The sequence below is a fragment of the Halanaerobium sehlinense genome, from assembly GCF_055379485.1.
In genome coordinates this window covers 2,594,674-2,616,978 of sequence record NZ_AP042442.1, presented here as the reverse complement: position 1 = coordinate 2,616,978, position 22,305 = coordinate 2,594,674, and the positions used below count along the sequence as shown (strand labels likewise).

Below are 22,305 nucleotides of genomic sequence, written 5' to 3'. Positions count from 1 at the left end.
ATCAAAATAGAGGGTTTTCTATATATTTTTTAAAAAAAGATTGCACTTTACAACTGTAGTCAGATTCGATAAAATTAAGCTATAATTTAATCTATTAAATTAATAAAACGAGGGAGGTTTTTATTATTAGTGGAGAAACAGTTGGTTTTTTGTCAATTATCCCACCTATATTAGCAATTATACTTGCTATGTATACTCGGGAAGTACTTATTTCTTTATTTGCCGGAGTTTGGTCTGCTGCTTTGATCATTAGCAGCTGGAACCCAATTTCTGCAACTTCATTATCTCTGCGCTGGATTGTAAATACAGTCAACGATCCCTGGAATGCTAAGTTTCTAATTTTGATAATGCTGATGGGAGCAGGTGCTGCTTTGATTTATAAATCTGGTAGTGTTTTAGCTTTAGAAAATTGGATGGGAAACGCAGTTAAGACTTCAAGGGACTCACAAATTTTAACCTGGATGATCGGAATGTTTATTTTTATTGATTCTTATACCAGTACAATTGTAACAGGTAATGCAACTCGTGATGTGAGTATGAAAAATAATACATCTAGAGAAGCCCATTCTTATATTTTAGACTCAACAACAGCACCGGTAACTACCTTTGGTCCAGTTTCAAATTGGATAGGTTATCAGGTTTCAATGATTGCTGTTGGTTTTTCTGCAGCTGGGATTACTGCTGAGCAGATAGGAATGACTCCATACGCGGTGTTTTTAAAATCAATACCCTGGAATTTTTATTGTCTTTTAGCCTTTTTTACAGTTGGTTTTGTTGCAATTACACAGAGATATTATGGACCAATGCTGGATGCCGAGTGGCGTTCACGTAAAGAAGGAAAACTAATGAAGGATGGAGCAGAAGCCCTGTCAGATATTAGTACTGATGTAGGAGAGCAGAGCAGTTTAAATCCTAAACTGATTAATTTCTTTTTGCCTATTATTTCTTTATTAGTTGTGAGTGTATTTTCAATGTGGTGGCTTGGTGAGGGATATCTGGCTGGAGTGAGTGTTGCTCAGGCTTTTCAGCAGACTGATATTGCTTTAGCCCTACTTTATGGTTCATTTGCCTTTGTCTTTTTTGCCTTAGTTGGAGCCTTAGCTTATAAGACGGTATCTTTAAGTGAAGCAAGTGATGCTATAATTGATGGTTTTAAAACTATGATAATTGCTGCTGCAATTATTATTTTAGCCTGGACAATTGGTCATGCGACAGATCAAGTAGGTACAGCAGAATATGTTGTCAGTATTTTAATGAATATTGGTCTGCCTGGTAGAGCTCTACCAATAATTATTTTTTTGGCAGCAATGTTTATCTCATTTACAACTGGAACTTCCTGGGGTACGATGGCTATTTTAACTCCAATTGCTGTTTCTACAGGCTATGAATTAGTAGGTTTTAGTATTGTTCCTGTATTAATGGGGATTTTATTTGGAGGGGCTATTTTTGGTGATCATGTTTCTCCAATTTCTGATACAACTGTAATGTCATCAATATTTGCCGGATCTGATCATATTGATCATGTTAGTTCACAGATTCCTTATGCTTTAACAACAGCAGGAGTTACGATTTTTACTCTTGTTTTATATGCAGTAGGAATTGATTCTGTAGCAATTCTTTTGAGCATTGCTTTTGTTCTGACAATTGCTCTAACAATTATTTTAAATAAATATGATTCTAAAAGAAAAAGTCTGCCAGAAATAATGCCTACAAGAGAAGAGATTAAAAAAGGAATTACTTCTAACAGTAAAATAAAGCTTTTTAATAAGATTGCAACCGCAGCAGCAGGCTTTTATTTAATTTACATGGTTAGTATTTTTCTCTTTGCAAATTTAGCTTCTTAAACTAATCCAATTTAAATTTTGGAGTTTTAGAAAAAACCAAAAAATTATCCCCTGTAAACTTCTTTTTTGTGAAGCAGCAGGGGATTTTTTAAATTAAAAATAAGGGGAAAATTAAATTTAAATAATTATTCAGACTCAAATTCGATTTAAAGCTATTTTTCTGCTATAATAATGAGTAGATCACTTATGTTTGATTTACTTTTAATTATAATTTAAACTTAAAAATAGATTTTTATACTAAATTAATTTTGCTGCCAGACACAATAAAGGAGTTATTGATTATTTAATGGAAAATGTTAAACAGAAAAGAACTAAAGCAATAAGTCAAGAAAATTTAGAAAATCCACGTGACCAATTCATGGTAGTCTCTAAAGCTGATATGAAAAAAAGAGGCTGGGAAAAATTAGATTTCATTATTGTTAGTGGTGATGCATATATTGACCACCCATCTTTTGGGACAGCAATCATTGCTCGTGTACTAGAGGATGCGGGATTCAAAGTTGGTATTATAGCTCAGCCTGAATGGAGATCTACAGCTGATTTTAAAAAATTGGGAGAACCCAATTATGGCTTTTTAGTTACTGCTGGGAATATGGATTCTATGGTCAATCATTTTTCAGCGTCTAAAAATCGCCGCAGTTATGATAATTATTCCCCAGGGGGAGAAAGTGGGCACCGTCCAGATCGGGCAACTATTGTTTACAGTAACCGAATTCGGGAAGCTTATGGAGATATTCCAATTATTATTGGAGGAATAGAGGCCAGCCTGCGTCGTTTTGCATATTATGATTATTGGGATGATAGTGTACGCCGTTCTATATTATTTGACAGCCGAGCTGATCTTTTGGTTTATGGTATGGGAGAAAAACAGATTTTAAAAATTGCAGAAAATCTTGAGGCTGGTTTAGATATTAAATATATAAACTATTTACCAGGTACAGCTTTTATTGCAGATGAATTAGAATCATTATATGATTATGAAATATTACCTTCCTACCAGGATGTAAAGAATAATAAAAAGCAGTATGCCTATGCCTATAAAATAGAATATTTAGAGCAGGATCCAGTTAGGGGTCAGCAGCTTGTGCAGGCACATAACGGTCGTTATTTAGTTCAAAACCCTCCGGTTGAACCTTTGAATCAGGAGGAGCTTGATCATGTTTACTCCCTACCTTATCAAAGGAATTACCATCCGATGTATGAAAAAGCTGGAGGAGTGCCGGCAATTAAAGAAGTTAAGTTTAGCCTTGTAAGTTCGCGCGGATGTTTTGGTGCCTGTTCATTTTGTGCTATTTCTTTTCATCAGGGAAAGATGATGACAGCTAGAAGTAAAAAATCATTAATTGCAGAGGCCAAAACAATAATCGAACTTGATGATTTCAAAGGTTATATTCATGATGTAGGAGGACCAACAGCTAATTTCCGTCAGCCGTCCTGTCCAGACCAGCTTTCTAGAGGAATGTGTAAGGGCAGAGAGTGTATGTTTCCCTCTCCCTGCAGTAAATTGGAAGTTGACCATGAGGAATATTTTGAGATTTTAAGAGAATTGAGACAGCTTCCTGGTGTTAAAAAAGTTTTTGTCCGCTCTGGAATTCGTTTTGACTATTTGTTAGAAGATAAAGCAGGACGAGAATACTTAAAAGAACTGGCATCTCATCATGTAAGTGGGCAGCTTAAAGTTGCTCCTGAACATGTTTCGGATAATGTATTAAGCTATATGGGAAAACCAGGGATAGAAGTTTTTGATAAATTTAGAGAAGCTTTTTATCAGGTTAATGAAGAGATAGGTTTAGAACAGTATTTAATTCCCTACTTTATTTCCAGCCATCCGGGCAGTCGTTTGGAAGATGCGGTCAAACTGGCTGAGTATTTGCGTGATATTAATCATCATCCAGACCAGGTACAGGATTTTTATCCAACACCGGGAACAATGGCAACTGCAATGTATTACAGCGGTTATGATCCGAGAACAATGGAGGAAGTTTATACAGCAAAGTCTCCTGCTGCTAAAAAAATGCAGAGGGCACTTCTGCAGTATCATAAAAAGGGGAATCATCAAATAGTGCGTAAAGCTTTAAAGATGGCTGGACGGAAAGACCTAATTGGATATGATCGAAATTCACTTGTGCCACCTACTCATTAAGCAGAGGTATGATATAACAAGTATATGAGATAGTGTCTATTTTAAAATTCTTTTTGACAGCAGAAACCTTAATTCACTGAGGGAGGATTAACTTATGCAGTGGCTTGATTTGAATGAATCTAAAAGTTTAATATTGGATCAAATAATTCAGAAAATCAATGAAGGTGTAAATGTAGTTGATACAGATGGAAATATAATCTATGTTAATGATAATTCTGCAAATTATGCAAATACTTCTATTGAAAATATGGTGGGTAAGCATATTACAGAATTTTATCCAAATGCGGCTGTGTTGAAAGTTTTAAACTTTAAGAAGGAATATACTAATCTTCATGTTGAAAATCCTGATGGCAGACATTTTATTGTTAACGCCTATCCTTTAATAATCGAAGGAGAGATCAAGGGTGGTTTAGCAATATTCAGGGATATCACAGAATTAAAGATGATGAATAGTAAAATTTTAAATCTGCAGGAAAAGTTAATTAACACATCTTCTTCAAATATATTTAATGATTTTATTGGTAGTCAGGGGAGTTTAAAAGAGGTGGTAAACAAGGCCTGTAAAGCAATGGGATCCCCAGGAGGTCCCAGGCATTCTATTATTTCAGGTGAAACTGGAACTGGAAAAACTTATTTAGCTAAACTGATGTACCGCTTTGCTAAAAATATTGGAGTTTTAAAAGAAGATGCCCCTTTTGTTCATATTAATTGTGCTCAATTTACAAATCCTGATATTGCAGCAGCTGAAATTTTTGGTTCAAAAAAGGGAAGCTTTACAGGTGCTTCTAATAAAAATGGACTGATTGAGCAGGCCAATAAAGGTATTTTGTTCCTTGATGAGGCTCATGCTCTTAAAAATTACCAGAACTTACTTTTAAAAGTAATTGAAGAGCAGAAGGTGCGCAGAATAGGAGGAATTAAAGAAATACCTGTTGATGTAATTGTGATTGCAGCATCCACAAAGGATTTGGAGGAAAATCTGCTGCCCGAACTTTATCAAAGACTGGCTCAGTATGAGCTGTTTTTACCACCTTTTGATCAGCGCTCATATAGTGAAAAAGAGAAAATGTTCCTCCATTTTAAAGAGGAATATAAAAAATCAGCTTTAGAAAAATATGATTTTGATTTAGAAATAATGTTTGAGCCTGAAGCTAGGGAAAGATTACTGAATGCATCTTATAAGAGAAATGTAAGGCACTTTAAAAATGTGATAAATTATGCAATTGATAGTGCTACTCCATTAATTAATAATTTAAATAATAAAAAACTAATGATTTTAGTTAAGAATGAGCACATACCTAAAAAAATACTTGCTGAAGGTAACAAAAATAATTATCAATCAGCAGTTAAAGAAAATAATTCTGATTCGGATAATATAGAAGACCTAATTAAGTTTTATCGTGAAAAAGGTTTTGGTGCCAGAAGAATAGCTAATCGATTACAGGAAAAAGGAATTGATCTAAAATATTATCAGGTTTCATACCGTTTGAAAAAGATGGATCTCTAGCTTATGAGCTCAAAATTTTAATGATTTTAATGCTGATAATTAAAATAGAGATGGCTGCAGTAATTATAATAGCCATTACCGGGCTCTGATAACTTAAGTGGGCGCCAATTATTCCAATTAAGGCCCAGATTATTACCAGCGCAAAAGCTATGTTTTTATACTTATCCAAGATTTTAACTGCAATTGTTAAAGCCAATAAAACACCAATGATAGCTGCAATGTTGAGAAAGTTAGCAGGCCAGTCTTGATTAAAATAAACCAATAAGGCCATAAAATTAGCAATGGAGGCTACAGTAACCCAGCCAGTATAAAGGCTAAACGGCAGCTTCAGGGCTAGATATTCACTTAAAGAATAAGTTTGATACTGCTGCAGTCTTTTAAAGATCTGAAACAATGATAAAGGTAAAATCAAAATAACAAGCATCGAAAATGGAATCAGCAGATTGTGCCAGAGAAAGAGCCAGGAGATATTAGCAAGTGAAGCAATAATAAAATAAGGACCTGTACTAAATTTATTATTGATTTGTCCACTGCCAAAAAAACGATAAATAATAAAAATAATTAATAGAGTATAAATTACTCCCCAGATCGAAAAAGTAAATCCAGCTGGGGTAAACGGGTTTTGATAAAGTGCGGAAACTTCACCACTGCTGAGATTATTAATTGGCAAATAGTTGGCCAAAAAATTAACGAAAATGGTTAATGCCAGAAAAACTAAATTTGTAAATTTTAGGCTGAGATTCCTCTGGTTCATGATCTTACCTCCTTTTAAGTTTGAAAAATAATAGACTAAGTTTAAAAATGAAACTGATAAAATCAATAATAGCTGTTTATAAGTTATATTTCTTTTTAAATTTCAGATGTCCTGCATAACATTTGTTAAATCAACACATTATCATGCTAAAGAACAAAAGAAATAATTTTTAAAAAATTCATAATTTTCCTTGCCAAATGATTTTCAAAGTAGTATAATCTAATTGAACCGACAGAAAGTGAGTAGCTGAGTTAACTATTAGGTCGGTGGTCGTATTTTCGGAACAAAGTAGATGTGCAGCGAGTATGTTCCCTAACCAAATTATTAAGGGGGCATTACTAATGAAGAACATTTTTAAGCACAAGCGCACTCACAAAAGTCATGAGGATCAGGTGAAGTACAACACTAAATCTGATGTAGAGGGACACGTAAAATTGAAAGATAGCGCCTTGATGGATTATTACATGATGGGAGGCTATTAAATTAAAGAGAAATAATTAAGACCCCGGAGCTAATAGCTCCGGGCTTTTGCTTTTTATGTCAGTTTTTTATTGTAATTTTTAATCTGCAGTGTGTTTATCTTTGACTTTTAAAATAACTACTGCTATAATTATTTTGGAAGCGATTCCAAAAAGATAGATGAAAATAGTAGTAATAATTAGGAAAGATGAAAGGATAATAATTAGTTATGGCAAAAAATAAAGTTAATATTTATGATGTTGCAGAAAAAGCTGGAGTCGGGATTGGTACGGTTTCAAGAGTTCTCAACAAAAGTAATAAAGTAAAAGAAGAAACCAGAGCTAAGGTTCTGCAGGTGATCGAAGAATTAAATTATAGACCTAATCGTTCAGCTCAAAATTTGGCACGGCAGAAAACTAATGCAGTAGCAGTTATCTTACCAACTTTTGTTGATCACTTTTTTGTTGAGGTTTTAAAAGGTATCCAGGGTGCTTTAGAAAAAGAAGCAGTTGATTTAATTTTACATAAGATTTCTTATAGCGAAAATATGATTGATAAAATTTTAGATATTATTCAGAGTAAAACAGTTGATGGAATAGTTGCAGTGACAATGGGGATTTCTAATCACCAATCTGAGCAGCTTTTAGATTCAGAAATTCCAATTGTTTTAGCTGATGAGAAAAATAGTAATTTTCATTCAATTTATTTGAATGATGTTTTGGGAGCTGAAATGGCAGTTGACTATTTAATTCAGGTTGGACATCAAAGGTTAGCTTTTATAGATGGTGAGAAAGAAACTCAGGCTGCTCAAAATCGTCTAAAAGGAGTCAGAAATTCTTTAGAAAAAAACAATTTAACTATTGCTTCAGAATTATTAAAGTTTTGCCCGTTCAAAATTATTGAAGGTTTTAAAGCTATGCAGGAGATATTAAAACTCCCAGAGGAAGATTGGCCAACTGCTGTTTTTGCTGCTTCTGATAACCAGGCAATCGGTGTTCTAGAAGCGATGGAAGAAAAAGGACTGCAGGCCCCAAGAGATATTGCTGTAATTGGCTATGATAATATTGAGTTGGCTAAATATTTAAAAATAACAACAATCAGCCAACCAATGTATCAGCTTGGCTATTTAGCAATTGGGGTTTTATTAAAAGCAATTAATGGTGAAATAAATGGGAAACACCAGCAGGAGTTAGATTTAGAACTTATAAAAAGGGAGACAGCTTAGAATATTTTTATCAATATTTGAGATAATATTAAATTATTGAAGAAGGCGGCGGGATCAAATATGACTAAAAAGAGTAAAAGATATTTGCTGATTACACTTATTTACATAGCTTTTATTTCTCTCGGACTTCCAGATGGTTTATTGGGAGTCGCCTGGCCCAAAATGCGGACAAGCTTTTCCTTACCTCTTGATGCTTTAGGAATTATTTTAATTGGCTCAACTACAGGTTATTTAATCTCTAGTTTTTTAAATGGATTTTTTATGAAAAAAATTGGAGTAGCAGTTCTGCTTTCTTTAAGCTGTTTGGCTACAGGTGCAGCGCTGATTGCTTATACACTTGTTCCCTGGTGGTGGCTGATACCTTTATTAGCAGTTTTAGCAGGGATGGGCGGAGGTGCAATTGATGCAGCTTTAAACACCTATGTTGAAAAGAATTTCAACGAAGGGCTAATGCAGTGGCTTCATGCCAGTTTTGGAATTGGAATTACTATTGGACCAATTATTATGGCAAATGCTATAAAATATTCAGGCAGCTGGAGAATTGGATATATAATAGTCGGTGCAGCACAGTTATTATTAGCATTTGTTTTTTTAATGACTCTGTCTCTCTGGAAAGTTCAAAGAGATCAAGCTGAAACAGAATCTGTAAAAAGTAAAAAGAAGAAAAAAGAGTTTAAACTGCTGCAGACAATAACTTATTTACCTGCTTTATTAAGTGTTTTTTTATTTTTTTTATACACAGGTATCGAAATGTCTCTTGGACACTGGATTTATACTTTGCTGACGGAATCGAGAGAAATCAATACTTCAACCGCAGGCTTTTGGGTTAGTGTTTACTGGGGTTCATTTACAGCTGGTCGGATTTTAGCAGGGTTTTTAGCATATAAATTTTTGAGCAGAAAAATTGCAAAATATGCAGCAGGTTTAGGACTTTTTGGCAGTATTTTGATTGCTCTAAATTTTTCACAGTACTTATCCTTAATTGGAATAGCAGTTACCGGTCTGGCAATCGCTCCAATCTTTCCGGCGCTGATTTCCAGCACTTCTTACCGAGTAGGACAAGAACATACAGTAAATACAATTGGAATGCAGATTTCTGCTGCCGGTCTTGGTGGTGCTTTGCTGCCTGGTTTGGCAGGTGTTTTGGCTAGAAAATTTTCTTTAGAGTTAATCCCAGTTTTTGTCAGCAGTCTATTTATTTTATTTTTAAGTATTAATTATTTAATCAAAAAGCTAAAAGATAAAGAACGCTTAACTAAAAAATTTAAATTGGAGGGCTCAGAATGAATAAAAAATGGTGGAAAGAAGCAGTAGTCTATCAGGTATATCCCCGTAGTTTTAATGATAGTAATAATGATGGAATTGGAGATTTAAGAGGAATAATTGAAAAAGTGGATTACTTAGATAAACTAGGTGTAGATGCAGTCTGGTTAAATCCAATTTATAAGTCACCTAATGATGATAATGGATATGATATTAGTGATTATAAGAATATTATGGATGAATTTGGAACCATGGCAGATTTAGAGGAGCTAATGGAGCTGCTGCATGAGCGAGATATTAAACTGATTATGGATTTAGTAATTAATCACAGCTCAGATGAGCATCAGTGGTTTAAGGAATCACGAAAAAGTAAGGATAACCCCTATCGAGATTATTATATTTGGAAAGATGGTAAAAATGATGGCCCTCCAAATAATTGGATATCATTTTTTGGCGGATCAGCCTGGAAATATGATGAACTAACTGAGCAATATTATTTACACCTGTTTTCACAGAAACAGCCTGATTTAAACTGGGAAAATCCTAAATTAAGGAAAGAACTTTACAGTATTATCAATTGGTGGCTGAAAAAGGGAATTGATGGTTTTAGATTAGATGTAATCAATCTAATCTCCAAAGATCAGCGCTTTCCTGATGGTGAAGAAGCTGGCCTAAAAGGTCACGAATATTTTGCTAATGGACCCCGTGTTCATGAGTTTATACAGGAAATGGCAGCAGAAACCTATAATAACTATGATGCAATGACAGTAGGAGAAACTCCTTTTGTTGATAAAGATGAGGCTTTAAATTTTGTAAAAGAAGAAAGAAAAGAGTTTTCAATGATTATTCCTTTTGAACATCTTGAATTAGACAAAAAAGATGACTGGGAAAAGATTACAAACTGGGATCTAAAAGAGCTTAAAGATGTAATGAGTGAATGGCAGTATAAGCTGCAGAATAATAATGGCTGGACCAGCCTTTATTTCTGCAACCACGACCAGCCACGAATTGTTTCTCGTTATGGGGATGATGGTCAGTACCGCAAGGAATCAGCTAAGATGCTGGGAACAATGCTCCATACTCTGCGGGGAACACCCTTTATTTATCAGGGAGAAGAAATAGGAATGACCAATATAAGTTTTGATTCTTTAACTGATTTTGACGATATTGAGACTAGAGGTTATATTAAAGATGTTCAGGCAAAAGGAGAACTAAGTGAGTCAGAGATTTTAAAAATTGCTAATTACCGAACCCGAGATAATGCAAGAACTCCGATGCATTGGAATGCTAATAAATACGCTGGATTCTCTGAGTCAGAGCCCTGGTTAAAAATGAATGAAAATTATCCTGAAATCAATGTTAAAAAAGATTTAGCTGCTGATGATTCAGTTTTTAAATATTACCAAAAAATGATTTCTCTGCGCAAACAGTATCCAGTCTTTGCTTATGGCAGCTATCAAATATTACTGGAAGAAGATAAAGATATTTATGCCTATCAGCGCTTAGGTGAGCAAAATAATCTGTTGGTGCTTTTAAACTTTACTGAAAATGAAGTAGAATATGATCTGAGTTCAGATATTGGAGTTGAAGCCGCAGAGCTGATATTAAATAATTATGAGGAAAAAGCTGAATTCAACCTCAACGGCAGTTTAAGGCCCTATGAAGCAAGAGTTTATCTTTATTAAAGTAAGAAATTGACTCATTTAAATAAATTTGTTGACTTTAAACAAAAAAGAATATATTATTAATGTAAGAATAGTCGCACAACTCCGAGTGTTTTCATGCTAAGACGAATAGTTATGCTGATTACACCGATAGGGTTTAAAAGGAAACTTTTAGGCCTCCCGGGATGGAAAGGAGTGATCGATTTGGATTGCATTAAGCTCAATCCGCCCTAAAACTTCCGGTTATGCTGCCGGGAGTTATTTTTTTGACTTTATTTTTTAGCTGATTCTGCTTAAACATTGATTTGAGTTAGAAGAGAGCAAATACGGAAAAATAAAAAATTAGGGGGATTACTATGTCAATTAAGAAAACTTTATTATCATTACTTATTTTTATGTTTATTTTTACAGCAGCTGCAGCTGCTCAGGAAGTTTTGACAATGGCTACTACAACCAGCACTGAAAACTCAGGGCTCTTGGCAGAACTGCTGCCGCCTTTTGAAGAAAAATTTAATGTAAGAGTAGATGTTGTGGCTGTAGGGACAGGAGCGGCTATTGAGCTAGGTCGCAATGGGGATGCAGATATTATATTTGTCCATGCTCGAGCTGCAGAAGACGAATTTGTAGCCAATGGTTATGGAGTTAACAGAAGAGATGTAATGTATAATGATTTTGTTATTTTGGGACCGCCAGCTGATCCAGCTGGAATTAAAGATACAGAAACTGCTGTTGAGGCTTTCCAAAAAATTAAGTCTGAGGGGGCAGAATTTGTTTCCCGTGGTGATGATTCTGGTACCAATAAAAAAGAACTATCTATCTGGGATAGTGCCGGTATCAATCCTGATGGCAGCTGGTATCTAGAAAGCGGCCAGGGAATGGGACCAAGTATCAATATGGCAAATGAGCGTCAGGCCTATATTTTAGCTGACCGCGGGACCTTTTTAGCCTACAGCGGAGATATTGAGCTTGAGATTGTAAATAGCGGTGATCCTGAGCTCTTTAATCCTTATGGAATCATTCCGATTAATCCAGCCTATCATACACATGTGAACTACCAGATGGCAATGGCTTTTACCGGTTATGTAACTTCTCAGCAGGGGCAAAACATAATTAATAACTATATGCGTTATGATGAGCAGTTATTTTATCCTTCTGCAATTGAAGCAGAGAATTTAGAAGAATAGACCTATTTTTCGGCTGACTGTAGAAATTATTTCTGTGGTCGGCTGATCTAATTATATCTTCAGGAGGCAAAAAGTGGATTATTATACTGATGCAATACTTAGAGCACTGCAGTTGATTATCAGCCTGGATTCAGAACTGATAAAGGTTGTTACAACCTCACTAAAAATTTCTGTATCATCAACCTTTCTTGCTTCAATTATATCCATGCCGCTGGCAATTTTAATTGCTCGGAATAAATTTAAAACAAAAAAGTTTATTAATATTATTTTAAATACAATGCTCAGTCTGCCGACAGTCGTAGTTGGTATTTTTGTTTATTCATTAATCTCAAGAAGAGGGGTTTTAGGAGAATTTGATCTGCTCTTTACTCCGGTTGGAATAATAATTGGACAGGTGATATTAATTATCCCTTTAATAACAGCTCTGGTTAGAAATGTTATTTTTTCAATGGATGAAAAATTATATAAAACAGCAACTTCAATTGGAGCCAGCCGCAGTCAAAAATTTAAACTTTTAATTTTAGAAGCTAGATACGGGATTATTGGAGCAGTAATTGCAGGATTTGGCAGAGTTTTAGGCGAAATTGGGGTTTCGATGATGCTTGGTGGAAATATTAAAGGTGTTACCAGAACTATAACAACTGCTATGTCTTTAGAAACAAATAAAGGTCGTTTTGGTTTTGCTCTGGCTTTGGGGATTATTCTTTTAACACTTTCATTTTTAATAAATTTTCTTACCTATTTTCTGCAGGAGGGAAAAAACTATGCAAGGAGATAAAATTATCGAAGTTAAAAATATTAAAAAGATCTGCAGAGATAAAACCATTCTTGATATTGATAATTTTGCAGTTATTAAAAATAAATTTAATTTTATAATTGGTGGCAATGGCAGCGGAAAAACATCACTTCTTAATATTTTGAGTCTGGTTGACCAGACTTATCAGGGAGAGCTTTATTATAAAGGGAAGAAGATTAGTAAAGAACAACAAAACTTATCTCTAAGGCGCAAATTTTCTGTGATCTGGCAGGATCCATATTTATATCGAGGTAGTGTTTTTTATAATATTGCCCTTCCCTTAAAATTAAGAGACACTGTTCAAAGCGCAATCGAAAAAAAAGTTAAGGAAATAGCTGCTCGACTTGAGATAAGTAATTTGTTGGAGCAATCTGCCCATACACTTTCCGGTGGAGAAAAGCAAAAAACTTCTATTGCCCGAGCTTTAATTACAGACCCCGAAATCTTATTTGTTGATGAAGCAACTACAAATTTAGATGAAGAAAGTATTCACTTTTTTAATTCTCATTTTGCTGACCTGGTAACTGATCAAATGACAGTGGTAATGGTCAGTCATGACAGAAGACAGATAAAAAAACTGGCTGATCAAATAACCCTGCTTAGAGGTGGCAAAATAAAAATAACTAAAAATATCAGGGATTTTAATTTTGGATTATATGGTTCAGGGATTGAAGATCCAATAGCAGAGTTAGTATAATTTAATTATCTTGATTTTAAATTTTTATTTTTGATCACACTCAAAGTTGTGATCTTCATCAGATTCATTGATTCTAAGTTGATTCATTTTGACAGATAATTTACAGAGACCTTCATTTATTAATTGTTCTTCTATTAAAACATCATCAGGTACTTCTAAAGGGACTTCTGTAAAATCCCAGATAGCTTTAATTCCGGCAGCCACCAGGCGGTCGGTTATTTTTTGGGCAGCTGCTCCAGGAACAGCTAAAATCGCGACGTCAGCCTTGTTTGCAGCCAAATGATTTTCTAAATTATTGATATTTTTTATTTCAAGATCATTAATTACAAGTCCAATTAATTTTGGGTTTTTGTCAAAAAGTGCTGTAAGTTTATATCCTCTTTCAATATAGCCCTTATTATATGCCAGAGCCTGTCCTAAATGACCTGCACCAATCAAAATAATTTTTTTATCGTAATTAAAACCCATAATGATGCTTATTTGTTGGAAAAGGCAAAAGATATCATAACCATAACTTTTACGACCAAAAGTACCAAAATAGCTTAAATCTTTTCTAATTAAGGAACTGCTGAATCCAGTTAATTTTGCTAGATCTTCAGATGAAATATATTTTTTGCTTGATTCTTTTAACCTTTTTAAATGCTGATAATAAACAGGTAGTCTGCTTATAATTATGTCTGGAATGTTGTATAAATCTTTAGCCATTTTATATCGCCCCCAAATATTGTTAAAAAAATAACATATCTTAACTTTATTTTATCTCAGCAGAAAGAATTTTTCAACTTTTCCTAAAAGATTAAGCTAAAGGTGAAGTTTGATTTTACCGAAACAATTTTTTCAAAGCAGGATATATTTAATTTTTGACGAAAGTATTAATTAAAGAGATTTAGTCAGAATTTTCGTATATCATAAAATGATTAGATTAAATGCAGAGGAGTGTATAAAATGGATAAATATAAAATTTCTAAATCCAAGTTGAATTATAATTTTAACGCTGAAAAATTAGATTTTGACACTACCAAAGAACTTTCTGCAATTGATGAGGAGATTATTGGTCAAAATAGAGCAGCATCCGCTCTTGATTTTGGAATGAGAGTTAATAAAAATGGTTATAATATTTTTATGGCCGGTGAGTCTGGAACTGGAAAATCAACATATGCTGAAAATATGGCAGAGGAAAAATCAGCAGAAATGGACCAGCCTAAGGACATTTTATATATTTTTAATTTTTCAGAACCAGAGGTGCCGCGAGTTATGAGGGTTCCAGCTGGAATGGGAAATGATTTAAAAGAAGATATGGATAAAATTATAGAAGAATTACAGGAGGAAATACCTCGTGCTTTTGAAGGTGAGGAATATGATAAAGAAAGAAAAGAGATTTTAAATGAGTATCAACCCAAATCTAATAAACTAATGCAGGAGTTTGAAAGTTCAGTTAGAGAAAGAGGATTTATTCTGCAGAATACTTCTCAGGGGTTAGTACCTGTTCCTGTTGATGAAGATGGGGATCCTATATCTCGTGATAAATTCCAGGAGATGGATGAAGAAAAAAAAGAGAAAGTTCGCAGTGAAAGTCAAAAAATTCAAAATGAAATATCTCAGGTGATGCGTGAAATTCGTACTATCAAAGAAAAGGCTCAAGATGAACTGGGAGCTTTAGAAAAAAAGATAGGTATTTCAGTAGTTCAGCCAATTATTTGTCATCTGAAAGATAAATATGAGTGTTGTAAAGAAATTGTAGAATATTTAGAAGAAGTTCAGGATGATATTGTAGATAATATTGATCGTTTTCGCAATAATGATGATTCTGATCAGCAAAATCCTTTTCTAGCAATGCAGCAGGATGAGGATGGGAGCTTTTTTGTTCGTTATCAAATAAATATTTTTGTTAATAACAGCAAAACTGATGGAGCACCTGTAATTTATGAAAAAAATCCTACTTACTATAATTTATTTGGTAAGATTGAGGGTAAGAGTCAGTTTGGAACAATAACTACCAATTTTACAATGATTAGGAGTGGTTCTCTGCATAGAGCCAATGGTGGTTTCTTAATTGTTCATGCTAAGGATCTGCTGACAAATCCTTTTTGCTGGGATACTTTAAAAAGAGCGCTAATTAATCAAGAAATAACTGTTGAGAATATAGGAGAACAATACAGAAGTGTTCCAATTATTACTTTAAAACCTGAAGCTGTAGAACTCGATCTAAAAATAATAATGATCGGCTCTCCATATGTTTATTATTTACTCTATAATTATGATGATGAGTTTTCTGAGTTATTTAAAATTAAAGCTGATTTTGACACTGAAATGACCAGAAACAAAGAAAATATTGCTAAGTTTGCTGATTTTGTTTCTTCAGTAATTAAGAGAGATCAGCTCAAAGAATTTAGCTCGGGAGCAGTGGCAGCAATGATTGATTTTAGTTCCCGGTTGACAGGAGATCGCGAAAAATTATCAACTAAGTTTAATGAGATTATTGAGGTTTTATACGAATCTGATGTTTGGTCAGATAGCTATGGAGAAGAAGTAGTAAGTGCTGAATCTGTTAAAAAAGCGATTGACGAAAAAGAAATGCGCTCAAATCTGCTCGAAGAAAAAATACAGGAGCAGATAGATCGTGATCATTTACTGCTTGATGTCAGCGGTCAGGAAGTTGGTCAGATTAATGGGCTTTCTGTTTATCAGGCAGGCAATTATAGTTTTGGTCGTCCAGCTCGCATTACAGCTCGCAGTTATCTTGGCAAAGAAGGTGTAATTAACATTGAACGTGAGGCTAAAATGAGCGGCAGGATCCACAGCAAAGGTGTAATGATTTTAACCGGTTATTTAGGTGGTAAATATGCTCAGGATAACCCCTTAAGCTTAACAGCTTCTATTGCCTTTGAGCAGAGCTATGGCGGTGTAGATGGTGACAGTGCAACCTGTGCTGAAGTAGTAGCTCTTTTATCTTCACTCTCTGGGATTCCAATTAGACAGGATATAGCCATAACAGGTTCAATGAACCAAAAAGGAGTTGTCCAGCCAATTGGTGGAGTTAATGAAAAGATTGAAGGCTTTTTCAAAGTCTGTCAGGCCAAAGGTTTAACCGGTGAGCAGGGGGTTATTATCCCTCAGAGGAATCTGGATAATTTAATGCTGGCAGAAGAGGTTATTACTGCAGTTGAGCAGGATGAATTTAATCTTTACAGTATCGAAGAGATAGATCAAGCTTTAGAGATTATGCTGGCAGAAGAGGCAGAAAAAGTTCATACTGCTGTTAAAGAAAAACTGGAAGAATATGCAGAGTTTGATAGTGAACTTCTTGCTGAAGAAGATGAAGAAAATAATGAGAATGGGATTAATGAAAAGAAAGAATAAAAATTAAATAAAGGCGAAATTTAATTTATCGGTTAAAAATGTAGTATATTTTCTTTAAAAATAAATATTCTTCCGATAAATTATAATCAGAGGTGAAAATAAATGAAGAAACTAATAAAAAATGCAAATATAATTTTAGAAGATAAAATTATTCGAAATGGTTCTCTGCTTTTTTCTGAATCTGGAATTAAAAAAGTAGCTGCTTATAATTTGGAAACTGAACCAGACACTGAGATCATTGATGCTGATGGGGGTTATTTAAGCCCGGGAATGATCGATACCCATATTCATGGTGGTGGCGGTTTTGATACCATGGATGCTTCTCCTGAAGCTCTAAGTAAAATCAGCCAGGTTCTGGCAGCACATGGTGTGACAGCCTTTCTGCCAACAACAATGACAATGGCTAGAGATCAAATTCATTCTGCTTTAGAGAATATTCGTCAGGCTAAAAAGCAGGGATTAAGTGGAGCTCAAGTCTTAGGTACTCATGTTGAAGGACCTTTTATTAGTCCGGATTATATTGGAGCTCAAAATAGCGAAAATCTAATTAAACCTGATTTAGAACTGCTTCAGGACTATTATGATATTGTAGAAATTGTAACTATGGCACCTGAAGTTGATGGTGCACTTCAATTAATAAAAGAGCTTAAAGAAAATAATATAACCGCTTCTGCCGGCCACTCTGCCGCAACATACGAAGAGTTTCAGGAGGCCTATCAAGCCGGAATGAATCACTTTACCCATTTATACAATGCAATGACTGGTCTCCATCACCGCAAACCCGGTCTTGTTGGAGCAGCATTTGATTCTGACTCCACAGTTGAATTAATTGTTGATTTGATTCACCATCATCAGGCAGTAGACCGCTTTACAATCCAAGCTAAGGGTGCAGATAAAGTTATTTTAGTTTCTGACGGAATGGAAGCTACCGGGCTGGAAGATGGAGAATACGAATTGGGAGGGCAGAAGGTAATTGTTAAAGCTGGTGCAGCGAGATTAGAGTCTGGTGTGCTGGCTGGTAGTGTTTTAACTCTAGATCAGGCAGTTCGCAATTTAATGGAAATAACAGAAATGTCGATTCCTGAAATATTTAAAATGGTGTCTTTAAATCCGGCAAAAAAATTGGGTTTGGATCATAAGTTAGGAAAGATTAAAGCTGGTTATCAGGCTGATTTAGTAATTTTTGATAGTAATTTTAAAGTTCAAAAAACTTTTATTAAAGGGGAGAGATTTCTCTCTTAAAATTAAGAATAAAAGAGATTTAAAGAGCTAAATTAATTTAATGAAAATTATTAAACAAAAGCAGCATCTGTAGTTTTTTGACCTTCTTTGACTTTAGCCTTATAATAAAAGTAGAAAATAAAGGTGAAAAAAATAATATTAATTAAATTCGGAGGTGGTTTTATGTTTGATTTAGTACCATTTAGAAACCGCAGTCGGAGAGATGTTGCTGAAAGAGAAGAAGATCCATTTAACAGCTTGGTCTCTGGTTTCTTTGATGATGTGATGGATTTTGCAGGACGCAGTTTTAGAGCTGACATTAAAGAAAGTGATGACGAATATACTATCGAAGCTGAAATGCCTGGTATGAAAAAGGAAGATATCAAGCTCGAGCTTAATGATGACTATCTAACAATTTCAGCTGAGCATCAGGAAGAAAAAGAAGAAAAGAAAGAAAACTATATTCGTCGCGAGAGAAGACAGGGTAGATATACACGCAGTTTTTACCTGGAAAATGTAGACCAGGATGAAATTAAGGCAGAGTATGATGAAGGAATTTTAAAAGTCCATCTACCAAAATTAGAACAAACTCCTGTCAAAAAGCGTACAATCGATATCGAATAAACTTTAATAATAGCTAGTTAGTATTTAATCCCGGCCTGTTGGTCGGGATTTTTTCAATTATAGGCTGATAATTGAAGAATTGTCAATTGTAGAGTATAATATAATTATAAATTATAAACATCGCAAATTAATCTTATTTTATGGGGAGGATTTTAATTGAATTATCCAGAGCTTGATATTTATCTAAATAAAATTGAAGAGAATGCAGTTAAATTAAAAGAAAAGTTAGAGGCAAAAAATATAAAATTAACATCAGTTGTTAAAGGCCTGGCTGGTGACACAAATGTTTTTAAAGCTTATCAGCAGGCAGGAATCAAGAGTATAGCCGACTCTAGAATTGAAAATATAATTAAGTTCAGAGAAGCTGGTTATCAGGGAGAAGCTTTAATGCTCAGAATTCCAATGCCTTCTGAGATCGAAGAAATTGTTCGATATACAGATGTTTCTTTGGTGACAGAGCTTAAAACTGCTGAGCTGATATCGAAAGAGGCCCAGCAGGTCGATAAAATAATGGATTTAATAGTTATGGTTGATATTGGTGATAGAAGAGAAGGTGTTTTGGCTGCTGATTTAGCAGGTCTGGCTCTAAAAATTGAAGAGATGCCAAATGTAGTACTGAAGGGAATAGGTACTAATCTCGGTTGTTTTGCAGGGATTATTCCAGATGAAAATAACACAAAAAAATTAATAAAAATTAAAAAAGAACTTGAAGCTGAGCTGGGAAGAGAGCTGGATATTTTGTCTGCTGGTAATACCGCTACTTTAAGACTTTTAGCAGATGACTATCTAGCAGCTGAAATAAGCAATTTAAGGGTTGGTGAGGCAGTTCTTCTCGGTACAGATATTATAAATGAGACTTTGCTTGAAGGATTTAATCATTATAATTTTCACCTTAAAGCAGAAATAATTGAATTGAAAGAAAAACCATCAAACCCCGAGGGAGAGATGGCTTTTGGAGGCCAGGGAAGAGGCCAGGTTATAGCTGATAAAGGTCTGCGGCAGCGGGCAATTTTAGCAGTTGGTAAACAGGATATAGATTATCACGGTCTTTATCCAGAACTAGAAGGAGTAGAAGTTTTAGGGTGCAGCAGTGATCATTTAATAACTGATGTGACTGAGGTGGCAGAAAATTTAGAGGTTGGAGATCTTTTAACTTTTAAAATTAATTATAGTGCAATGTTAAGAGCAATGACTTCTCAATATGTTACTAAAAATTATATAGAATAATGGTGGAGGGGTAGAGTTGGATTTTTATTTAATAATTTTATTTTTATTCACAGGGATCGTATTAGGTTTTAATTTAGATGAAAAAAATTATTTTGTGAGATTTGCAGATCTAATAACAAAATTCGGGCTTGTAGTTTTACTGCTGGCAATGGGAGCTAATTTGGGAAGTAATGATCAGATTTTTCTTCAGCTTGGAGAAATTGGCTTTCAGGCGTTAGTTTTTGCAGCAGTCAGCATTATTTTTAGTGTTTTAGCGGTCATAATTTTTGTTAAGATTTTAGACTTAAATAATCTGCTCCTCGGAGCTGATCCTGATACAGAAGCAGAGATTGAAGATCAAAATGCTGATAATACAATGACAATCTTAATTTTTGGATCAGTTGTTTTTGGTATTTTAGCAGGATATTTCCTCTTAAATGGTGGAGAAACAGCTCTTTTAGATTCAATAACTAATTATTCTTTAGCTGTACTTTTATTCGGAGTTGGGATTGATATTGGAGCCAGCCGTGAAATTATTGAAGACCTAAAGCTGATGGGCTGGAAATTGATTGTAATTCCTGTTTTAATTGCTTTAGCTTCTGTTATAGGAACTGTTTTAATAGGTTTTGTATTTAACTTTTCAGTTGGCGAATCCGCTGCAGTTGGAGCTGGTTTTGGCTGGTACAGTTTATCAGGAGTTTTAATATCTAAATTACATAGTGCTGAATTGGGATCGCTGGCATTTTTGACAAATGTTTTTAGAGAACTTTTGACGGTTATGATTCTGCCCTTAGTTGCCAAATATTTCGGCAGCCTGGCAGCAATTGCACCCGGTGGAGCTACAACAATGGATGTTACCCTACCTCTTGTTAAGGAATCAGGCGGAGAAGCGGTTGTAATTCCAGCCTTTATTAGTGGAGCAGTACTTTCAACACTTGTACCAATTTTAGTTCCATTATTTTTAAGTATTTAACTTATAATTTAAAATAGAGAAAGGAATGATTATAGTGTTTAAGAAAGAAGAAAAGCTGCAGGAAATGAATCAGGCTTTAAAAGCTTTAATTCAACCGGAAGGAGATTGGCTGGCCAATTTAGCAAATAGTTCAGCCCTTTTATTTGAATTTATGGACGATATTAATTGGGCTGGCTATTATATTTGGAAAAATGACCAGCTTGTTTTGGGGCCATTTCAGGGTAAAACAGCCTGTGTTCGGATTGAGGAAGATAAAGGGGTCTGTGGTACATCATATTCTCAGCGCAAAATAATGCTGGTAGAAGATGTACATCAGTTTCCCGGCCATATTGCCTGTGATCCAAATTCTAAATCAGAGATTGTTCTGCCGATAATAGTTGCCGGAGAAGTTATAGCAGTTCTAGATATTGACAGTCCTCAAAAAGCACGTTTTGATGAACTTGATCGAAAATATTTAAAACAGTTTGTAGATATTTTAGTTGATGAAACAGATTTTCTGCCGCTGATGGAAAAGTTTTAGCATTGAGCATTAAACTAAGCAGTTTATATAACCAGAATTATAGAGGGAGGTTAAATTTTGTTTAAAGATAAAGATGTTTTTCTTTTTGATTTAGATGGAACACTCTTAACAATTGAAACAGAAGAGTTTTTGAAATATTATTTTGGAGCCCTCTCTTCCGAATTTCAGGATTTATGTACTGATCAAAGCGATTTTATTAATCTTTTAGTAGCTTCTACCCAGAAAATGATAAAAAATGATGGGGGTTCAAGCAATCAGCAGGTTTTTATGGAAGACTTTATGGAAAAAATAGGTGTTGATAAACAGGCTAAGGCTGAGCAAATAAAGGAGCGATTTGATCAGTTCTATCAAAATAAGTTTGAGGCCTTAGGTAAATATTTTGAAATTGATAGGGAAACTCCTTTAGAAATTATTGAGTATCTAAAAAAACAGGGAAAAAAGCTTGTTTTAGCAACAAATCCTCTTTTTCCGAAAGAGGCAGTTGAAAAGAGGCTTAGCTGGACAGGTATTGATCCAGCTGATTTTGAGCTTTTAACCCATTATGAAAACATGAGTTATTCTAAACCAAATCCAAATTATTACCAGGAGATCTTAGAAAAAATTAATGCAGATCCTGAAAACTGTTTGATGATTGGTAATGACTTAAAAGAAGATGCTGCAGCTGCCAAGTTAGGTATCAAAACTTTTATTATTGAAGATAAATTAATTGAAAGACAAGGCAGTGATTACCAAATAGAATGGCGGGGTAGTTTAAAAGAATTTAAAGATTTAATTAAAAAAGAGATATAAGAAAAGCTCCAGCGAGATTAATTTTAAATTCTGCTGGAGCTTTTGCTTTTTAATTTAGTTTTATTGTTTATTCTTT

18 protein-coding genes and 1 riboswitch are annotated in these 22,305 nt (G+C 34.4%); of the genes, 16 read left to right on the top strand and 2 right to left on the bottom strand.

From position 1 onward, the window contains the following. The first annotated feature begins 188 nt into the window (after positions 1-188). The 3 genes from ACZ446_RS12760 (at position 189) to ACZ446_RS12750 (ending at position 5,494) form a co-directional block, all read left to right on the top strand. Positions 189-1,844, top strand: coding sequence for a Na+/H+ antiporter NhaC family protein (locus tag ACZ446_RS12760; RefSeq protein WP_464394411.1), 1,656 nt, complete (start codon positions 189-191; stop codon positions 1,842-1,844). A 358-nt stretch (positions 1,845-2,202) separates the two neighbouring features. Then, positions 2,203-3,987, top strand: coding sequence for a YgiQ family radical SAM protein (locus ACZ446_RS12755; protein WP_464394410.1), 1,785 nt, complete (start codon positions 2,203-2,205; stop codon positions 3,985-3,987). Between the two features lie 94 nt (positions 3,988-4,081). After that, positions 4,082-5,494 carry a sigma 54-interacting transcriptional regulator gene (locus ACZ446_RS12750; protein WP_464392928.1) on the top strand — a complete coding sequence of 471 codons (1,413 nt, stop codon included), beginning with the start codon at positions 4,082-4,084 and terminating at the stop codon, positions 5,492-5,494. 1 nt (position 5,495) lies between these two features. Here the strand turns inward: ACZ446_RS12750 and ACZ446_RS12745 are convergent, their stop codons facing one another. Next, positions 5,496-6,248 carry a hypothetical protein gene (locus tag ACZ446_RS12745; RefSeq protein WP_464392927.1) on the bottom strand — a complete coding sequence of 251 codons (753 nt, stop codon included), beginning with the start codon at positions 6,246-6,248 and terminating at the stop codon, positions 5,496-5,498. A 688-nt stretch (positions 6,249-6,936) separates the two neighbouring features. Between ACZ446_RS12745 and ACZ446_RS12740 the strand changes: the two genes are divergently transcribed. The 6 genes from ACZ446_RS12740 (at position 6,937) to ACZ446_RS12715 (ending at position 13,536) form a co-directional block, all read left to right on the top strand. Further along, positions 6,937-7,932 carry a LacI family DNA-binding transcriptional regulator gene (locus ACZ446_RS12740; protein WP_464392926.1) on the top strand — a complete coding sequence of 332 codons (996 nt, stop codon included), beginning with the start codon at positions 6,937-6,939 and terminating at the stop codon, positions 7,930-7,932. 60 nt (positions 7,933-7,992) lie between these two features. Beyond that, complete coding sequence (locus ACZ446_RS12735) at positions 7,993-9,219, top strand: MFS transporter (RefSeq protein WP_464392925.1); 1,227 nt, start codon at positions 7,993-7,995, stop codon at positions 9,217-9,219. Then, positions 9,216-10,880, top strand: a complete 1,665-nt coding sequence (locus tag ACZ446_RS12730; protein WP_464392924.1) for a glycoside hydrolase family 13 protein — start codon at positions 9,216-9,218, stop codon at positions 10,878-10,880. Before ACZ446_RS12735 ends, ACZ446_RS12730 begins: the two co-directional genes overlap by 4 nt. 70 nt (positions 10,881-10,950) lie before the next feature. Continuing rightward, positions 10,951-11,071, top strand: a riboswitch (molybdenum cofactor riboswitch). A 144-nt stretch (positions 11,072-11,215) separates the two neighbouring features. After that, the gene (locus ACZ446_RS12725; protein WP_464392923.1) at positions 11,216-12,043 is read left to right on the top strand and encodes an ABC transporter substrate-binding protein; all 828 of its coding nucleotides are present in this window, start codon (positions 11,216-11,218) and stop codon (positions 12,041-12,043) included. A 73-nt stretch (positions 12,044-12,116) separates the two neighbouring features. Continuing rightward, positions 12,117-12,821: an ABC transporter permease gene (locus ACZ446_RS12720; protein ID WP_464392922.1), complete on the top strand. Its 705-nt coding sequence runs from the start codon at positions 12,117-12,119 to the stop codon at positions 12,819-12,821. Next, the gene (locus ACZ446_RS12715; RefSeq protein ID WP_464392921.1) at positions 12,808-13,536 is read left to right on the top strand and encodes an ABC transporter ATP-binding protein; all 729 of its coding nucleotides are present in this window, start codon (positions 12,808-12,810) and stop codon (positions 13,534-13,536) included. Before ACZ446_RS12720 ends, ACZ446_RS12715 begins: the two co-directional genes overlap by 14 nt. Before the next feature lie 24 nt (positions 13,537-13,560). Here ACZ446_RS12715 and ACZ446_RS12710 read toward each other — a convergent pair whose 3' ends face one another. Beyond that, positions 13,561-14,241 (bottom strand): redox-sensing transcriptional repressor Rex, encoded by a 681-nt coding sequence (locus ACZ446_RS12710; protein WP_464392920.1) that lies wholly within the window; start codon positions 14,239-14,241, stop codon positions 13,561-13,563. 240 nt (positions 14,242-14,481) lie between these two features. Here ACZ446_RS12710 and ACZ446_RS12705 point away from each other — a divergent pair, with 240 nt between their 5' ends. The 7 genes from ACZ446_RS12705 (at position 14,482) to ACZ446_RS12675 (ending at position 22,229) form a co-directional block, all read left to right on the top strand. Beyond that, a complete protein-coding gene (locus ACZ446_RS12705; protein ID WP_464392919.1) occupies positions 14,482-16,896 on the top strand; it encodes a Lon protease family protein in 2,415 nt (804 codons plus the stop codon). Between the two features lie 102 nt (positions 16,897-16,998). Next, a complete protein-coding gene (gene nagA, locus ACZ446_RS12700; RefSeq protein ID WP_464392918.1) occupies positions 16,999-18,138 on the top strand; it encodes an N-acetylglucosamine-6-phosphate deacetylase in 1,140 nt (379 codons plus the stop codon). 162 nt (positions 18,139-18,300) lie between these two features. Continuing rightward, positions 18,301-18,741, top strand: coding sequence for an Hsp20/alpha crystallin family protein (locus ACZ446_RS12695; protein ID WP_464392917.1), 441 nt, complete (start codon positions 18,301-18,303; stop codon positions 18,739-18,741). 156 nt (positions 18,742-18,897) lie between these two features. Beyond that, positions 18,898-19,968 carry an alanine racemase gene (locus tag ACZ446_RS12690; RefSeq protein ID WP_464392916.1) on the top strand — a complete coding sequence of 357 codons (1,071 nt, stop codon included), beginning with the start codon at positions 18,898-18,900 and terminating at the stop codon, positions 19,966-19,968. Positions 19,969-19,984: 16 nt separating this feature from the next. After that, a complete protein-coding gene (locus tag ACZ446_RS12685) occupies positions 19,985-20,920 on the top strand; it encodes a LysO family transporter (RefSeq protein ID WP_464392915.1) in 936 nt (311 codons plus the stop codon). A 25-nt stretch (positions 20,921-20,945) separates the two neighbouring features. Then, on the top strand, positions 20,946-21,440 hold the full coding sequence (locus tag ACZ446_RS12680) for a GAF domain-containing protein (protein ID WP_464392914.1): 495 nt from the start codon (positions 20,946-20,948) through the stop codon (positions 21,438-21,440). A 57-nt stretch (positions 21,441-21,497) separates the two neighbouring features. After that, positions 21,498-22,229, top strand: a complete 732-nt coding sequence (locus ACZ446_RS12675; RefSeq protein WP_464392913.1) for an HAD family hydrolase — start codon at positions 21,498-21,500, stop codon at positions 22,227-22,229. Positions 22,230-22,305: the final 76 nt, after the last annotated feature.

Coding starts and splice junctions, on each gene's coding strand:
- ACZ446_RS12705 (WP_464392919.1), top strand. CDS start 14,482: ATGGATAAATATAAAATTTCTAAATCCAAGTTGAATTATAATTTTAAC.
- ACZ446_RS12735 (WP_464392925.1), top strand. CDS start 7,993: ATGACTAAAAAGAGTAAAAGATATTTGCTGATTACACTTATTTACATA.
- ACZ446_RS12695 (WP_464392917.1), top strand. CDS start 18,301: ATGTTTGATTTAGTACCATTTAGAAACCGCAGTCGGAGAGATGTTGCT.
- ACZ446_RS12730 (WP_464392924.1), top strand. CDS start 9,216: ATGAATAAAAAATGGTGGAAAGAAGCAGTAGTCTATCAGGTATATCCC.
- nagA (WP_464392918.1), top strand. CDS start 16,999: ATGAAGAAACTAATAAAAAATGCAAATATAATTTTAGAAGATAAAATT.
- ACZ446_RS12745 (WP_464392927.1), bottom strand. CDS start 6,248: ATGAACCAGAGGAATCTCAGCCTAAAATTTACAAATTTAGTTTTTCTG.
- ACZ446_RS12760 (WP_464394411.1), top strand. CDS start 189: ATGTATACTCGGGAAGTACTTATTTCTTTATTTGCCGGAGTTTGGTCT.
- ACZ446_RS12725 (WP_464392923.1), top strand. CDS start 11,216: ATGTCAATTAAGAAAACTTTATTATCATTACTTATTTTTATGTTTATT.
- ACZ446_RS12680 (WP_464392914.1), top strand. CDS start 20,946: ATGATTATAGTGTTTAAGAAAGAAGAAAAGCTGCAGGAAATGAATCAG.
- ACZ446_RS12750 (WP_464392928.1), top strand. CDS start 4,082: ATGCAGTGGCTTGATTTGAATGAATCTAAAAGTTTAATATTGGATCAA.
- ACZ446_RS12710 (WP_464392920.1), bottom strand. CDS start 14,241: ATGGCTAAAGATTTATACAACATTCCAGACATAATTATAAGCAGACTA.
- ACZ446_RS12715 (WP_464392921.1), top strand. CDS start 12,808: ATGCAAGGAGATAAAATTATCGAAGTTAAAAATATTAAAAAGATCTGC.
- ACZ446_RS12740 (WP_464392926.1), top strand. CDS start 6,937: ATGGCAAAAAATAAAGTTAATATTTATGATGTTGCAGAAAAAGCTGGA.
- ACZ446_RS12755 (WP_464394410.1), top strand. CDS start 2,203: ATGGTAGTCTCTAAAGCTGATATGAAAAAAAGAGGCTGGGAAAAATTA.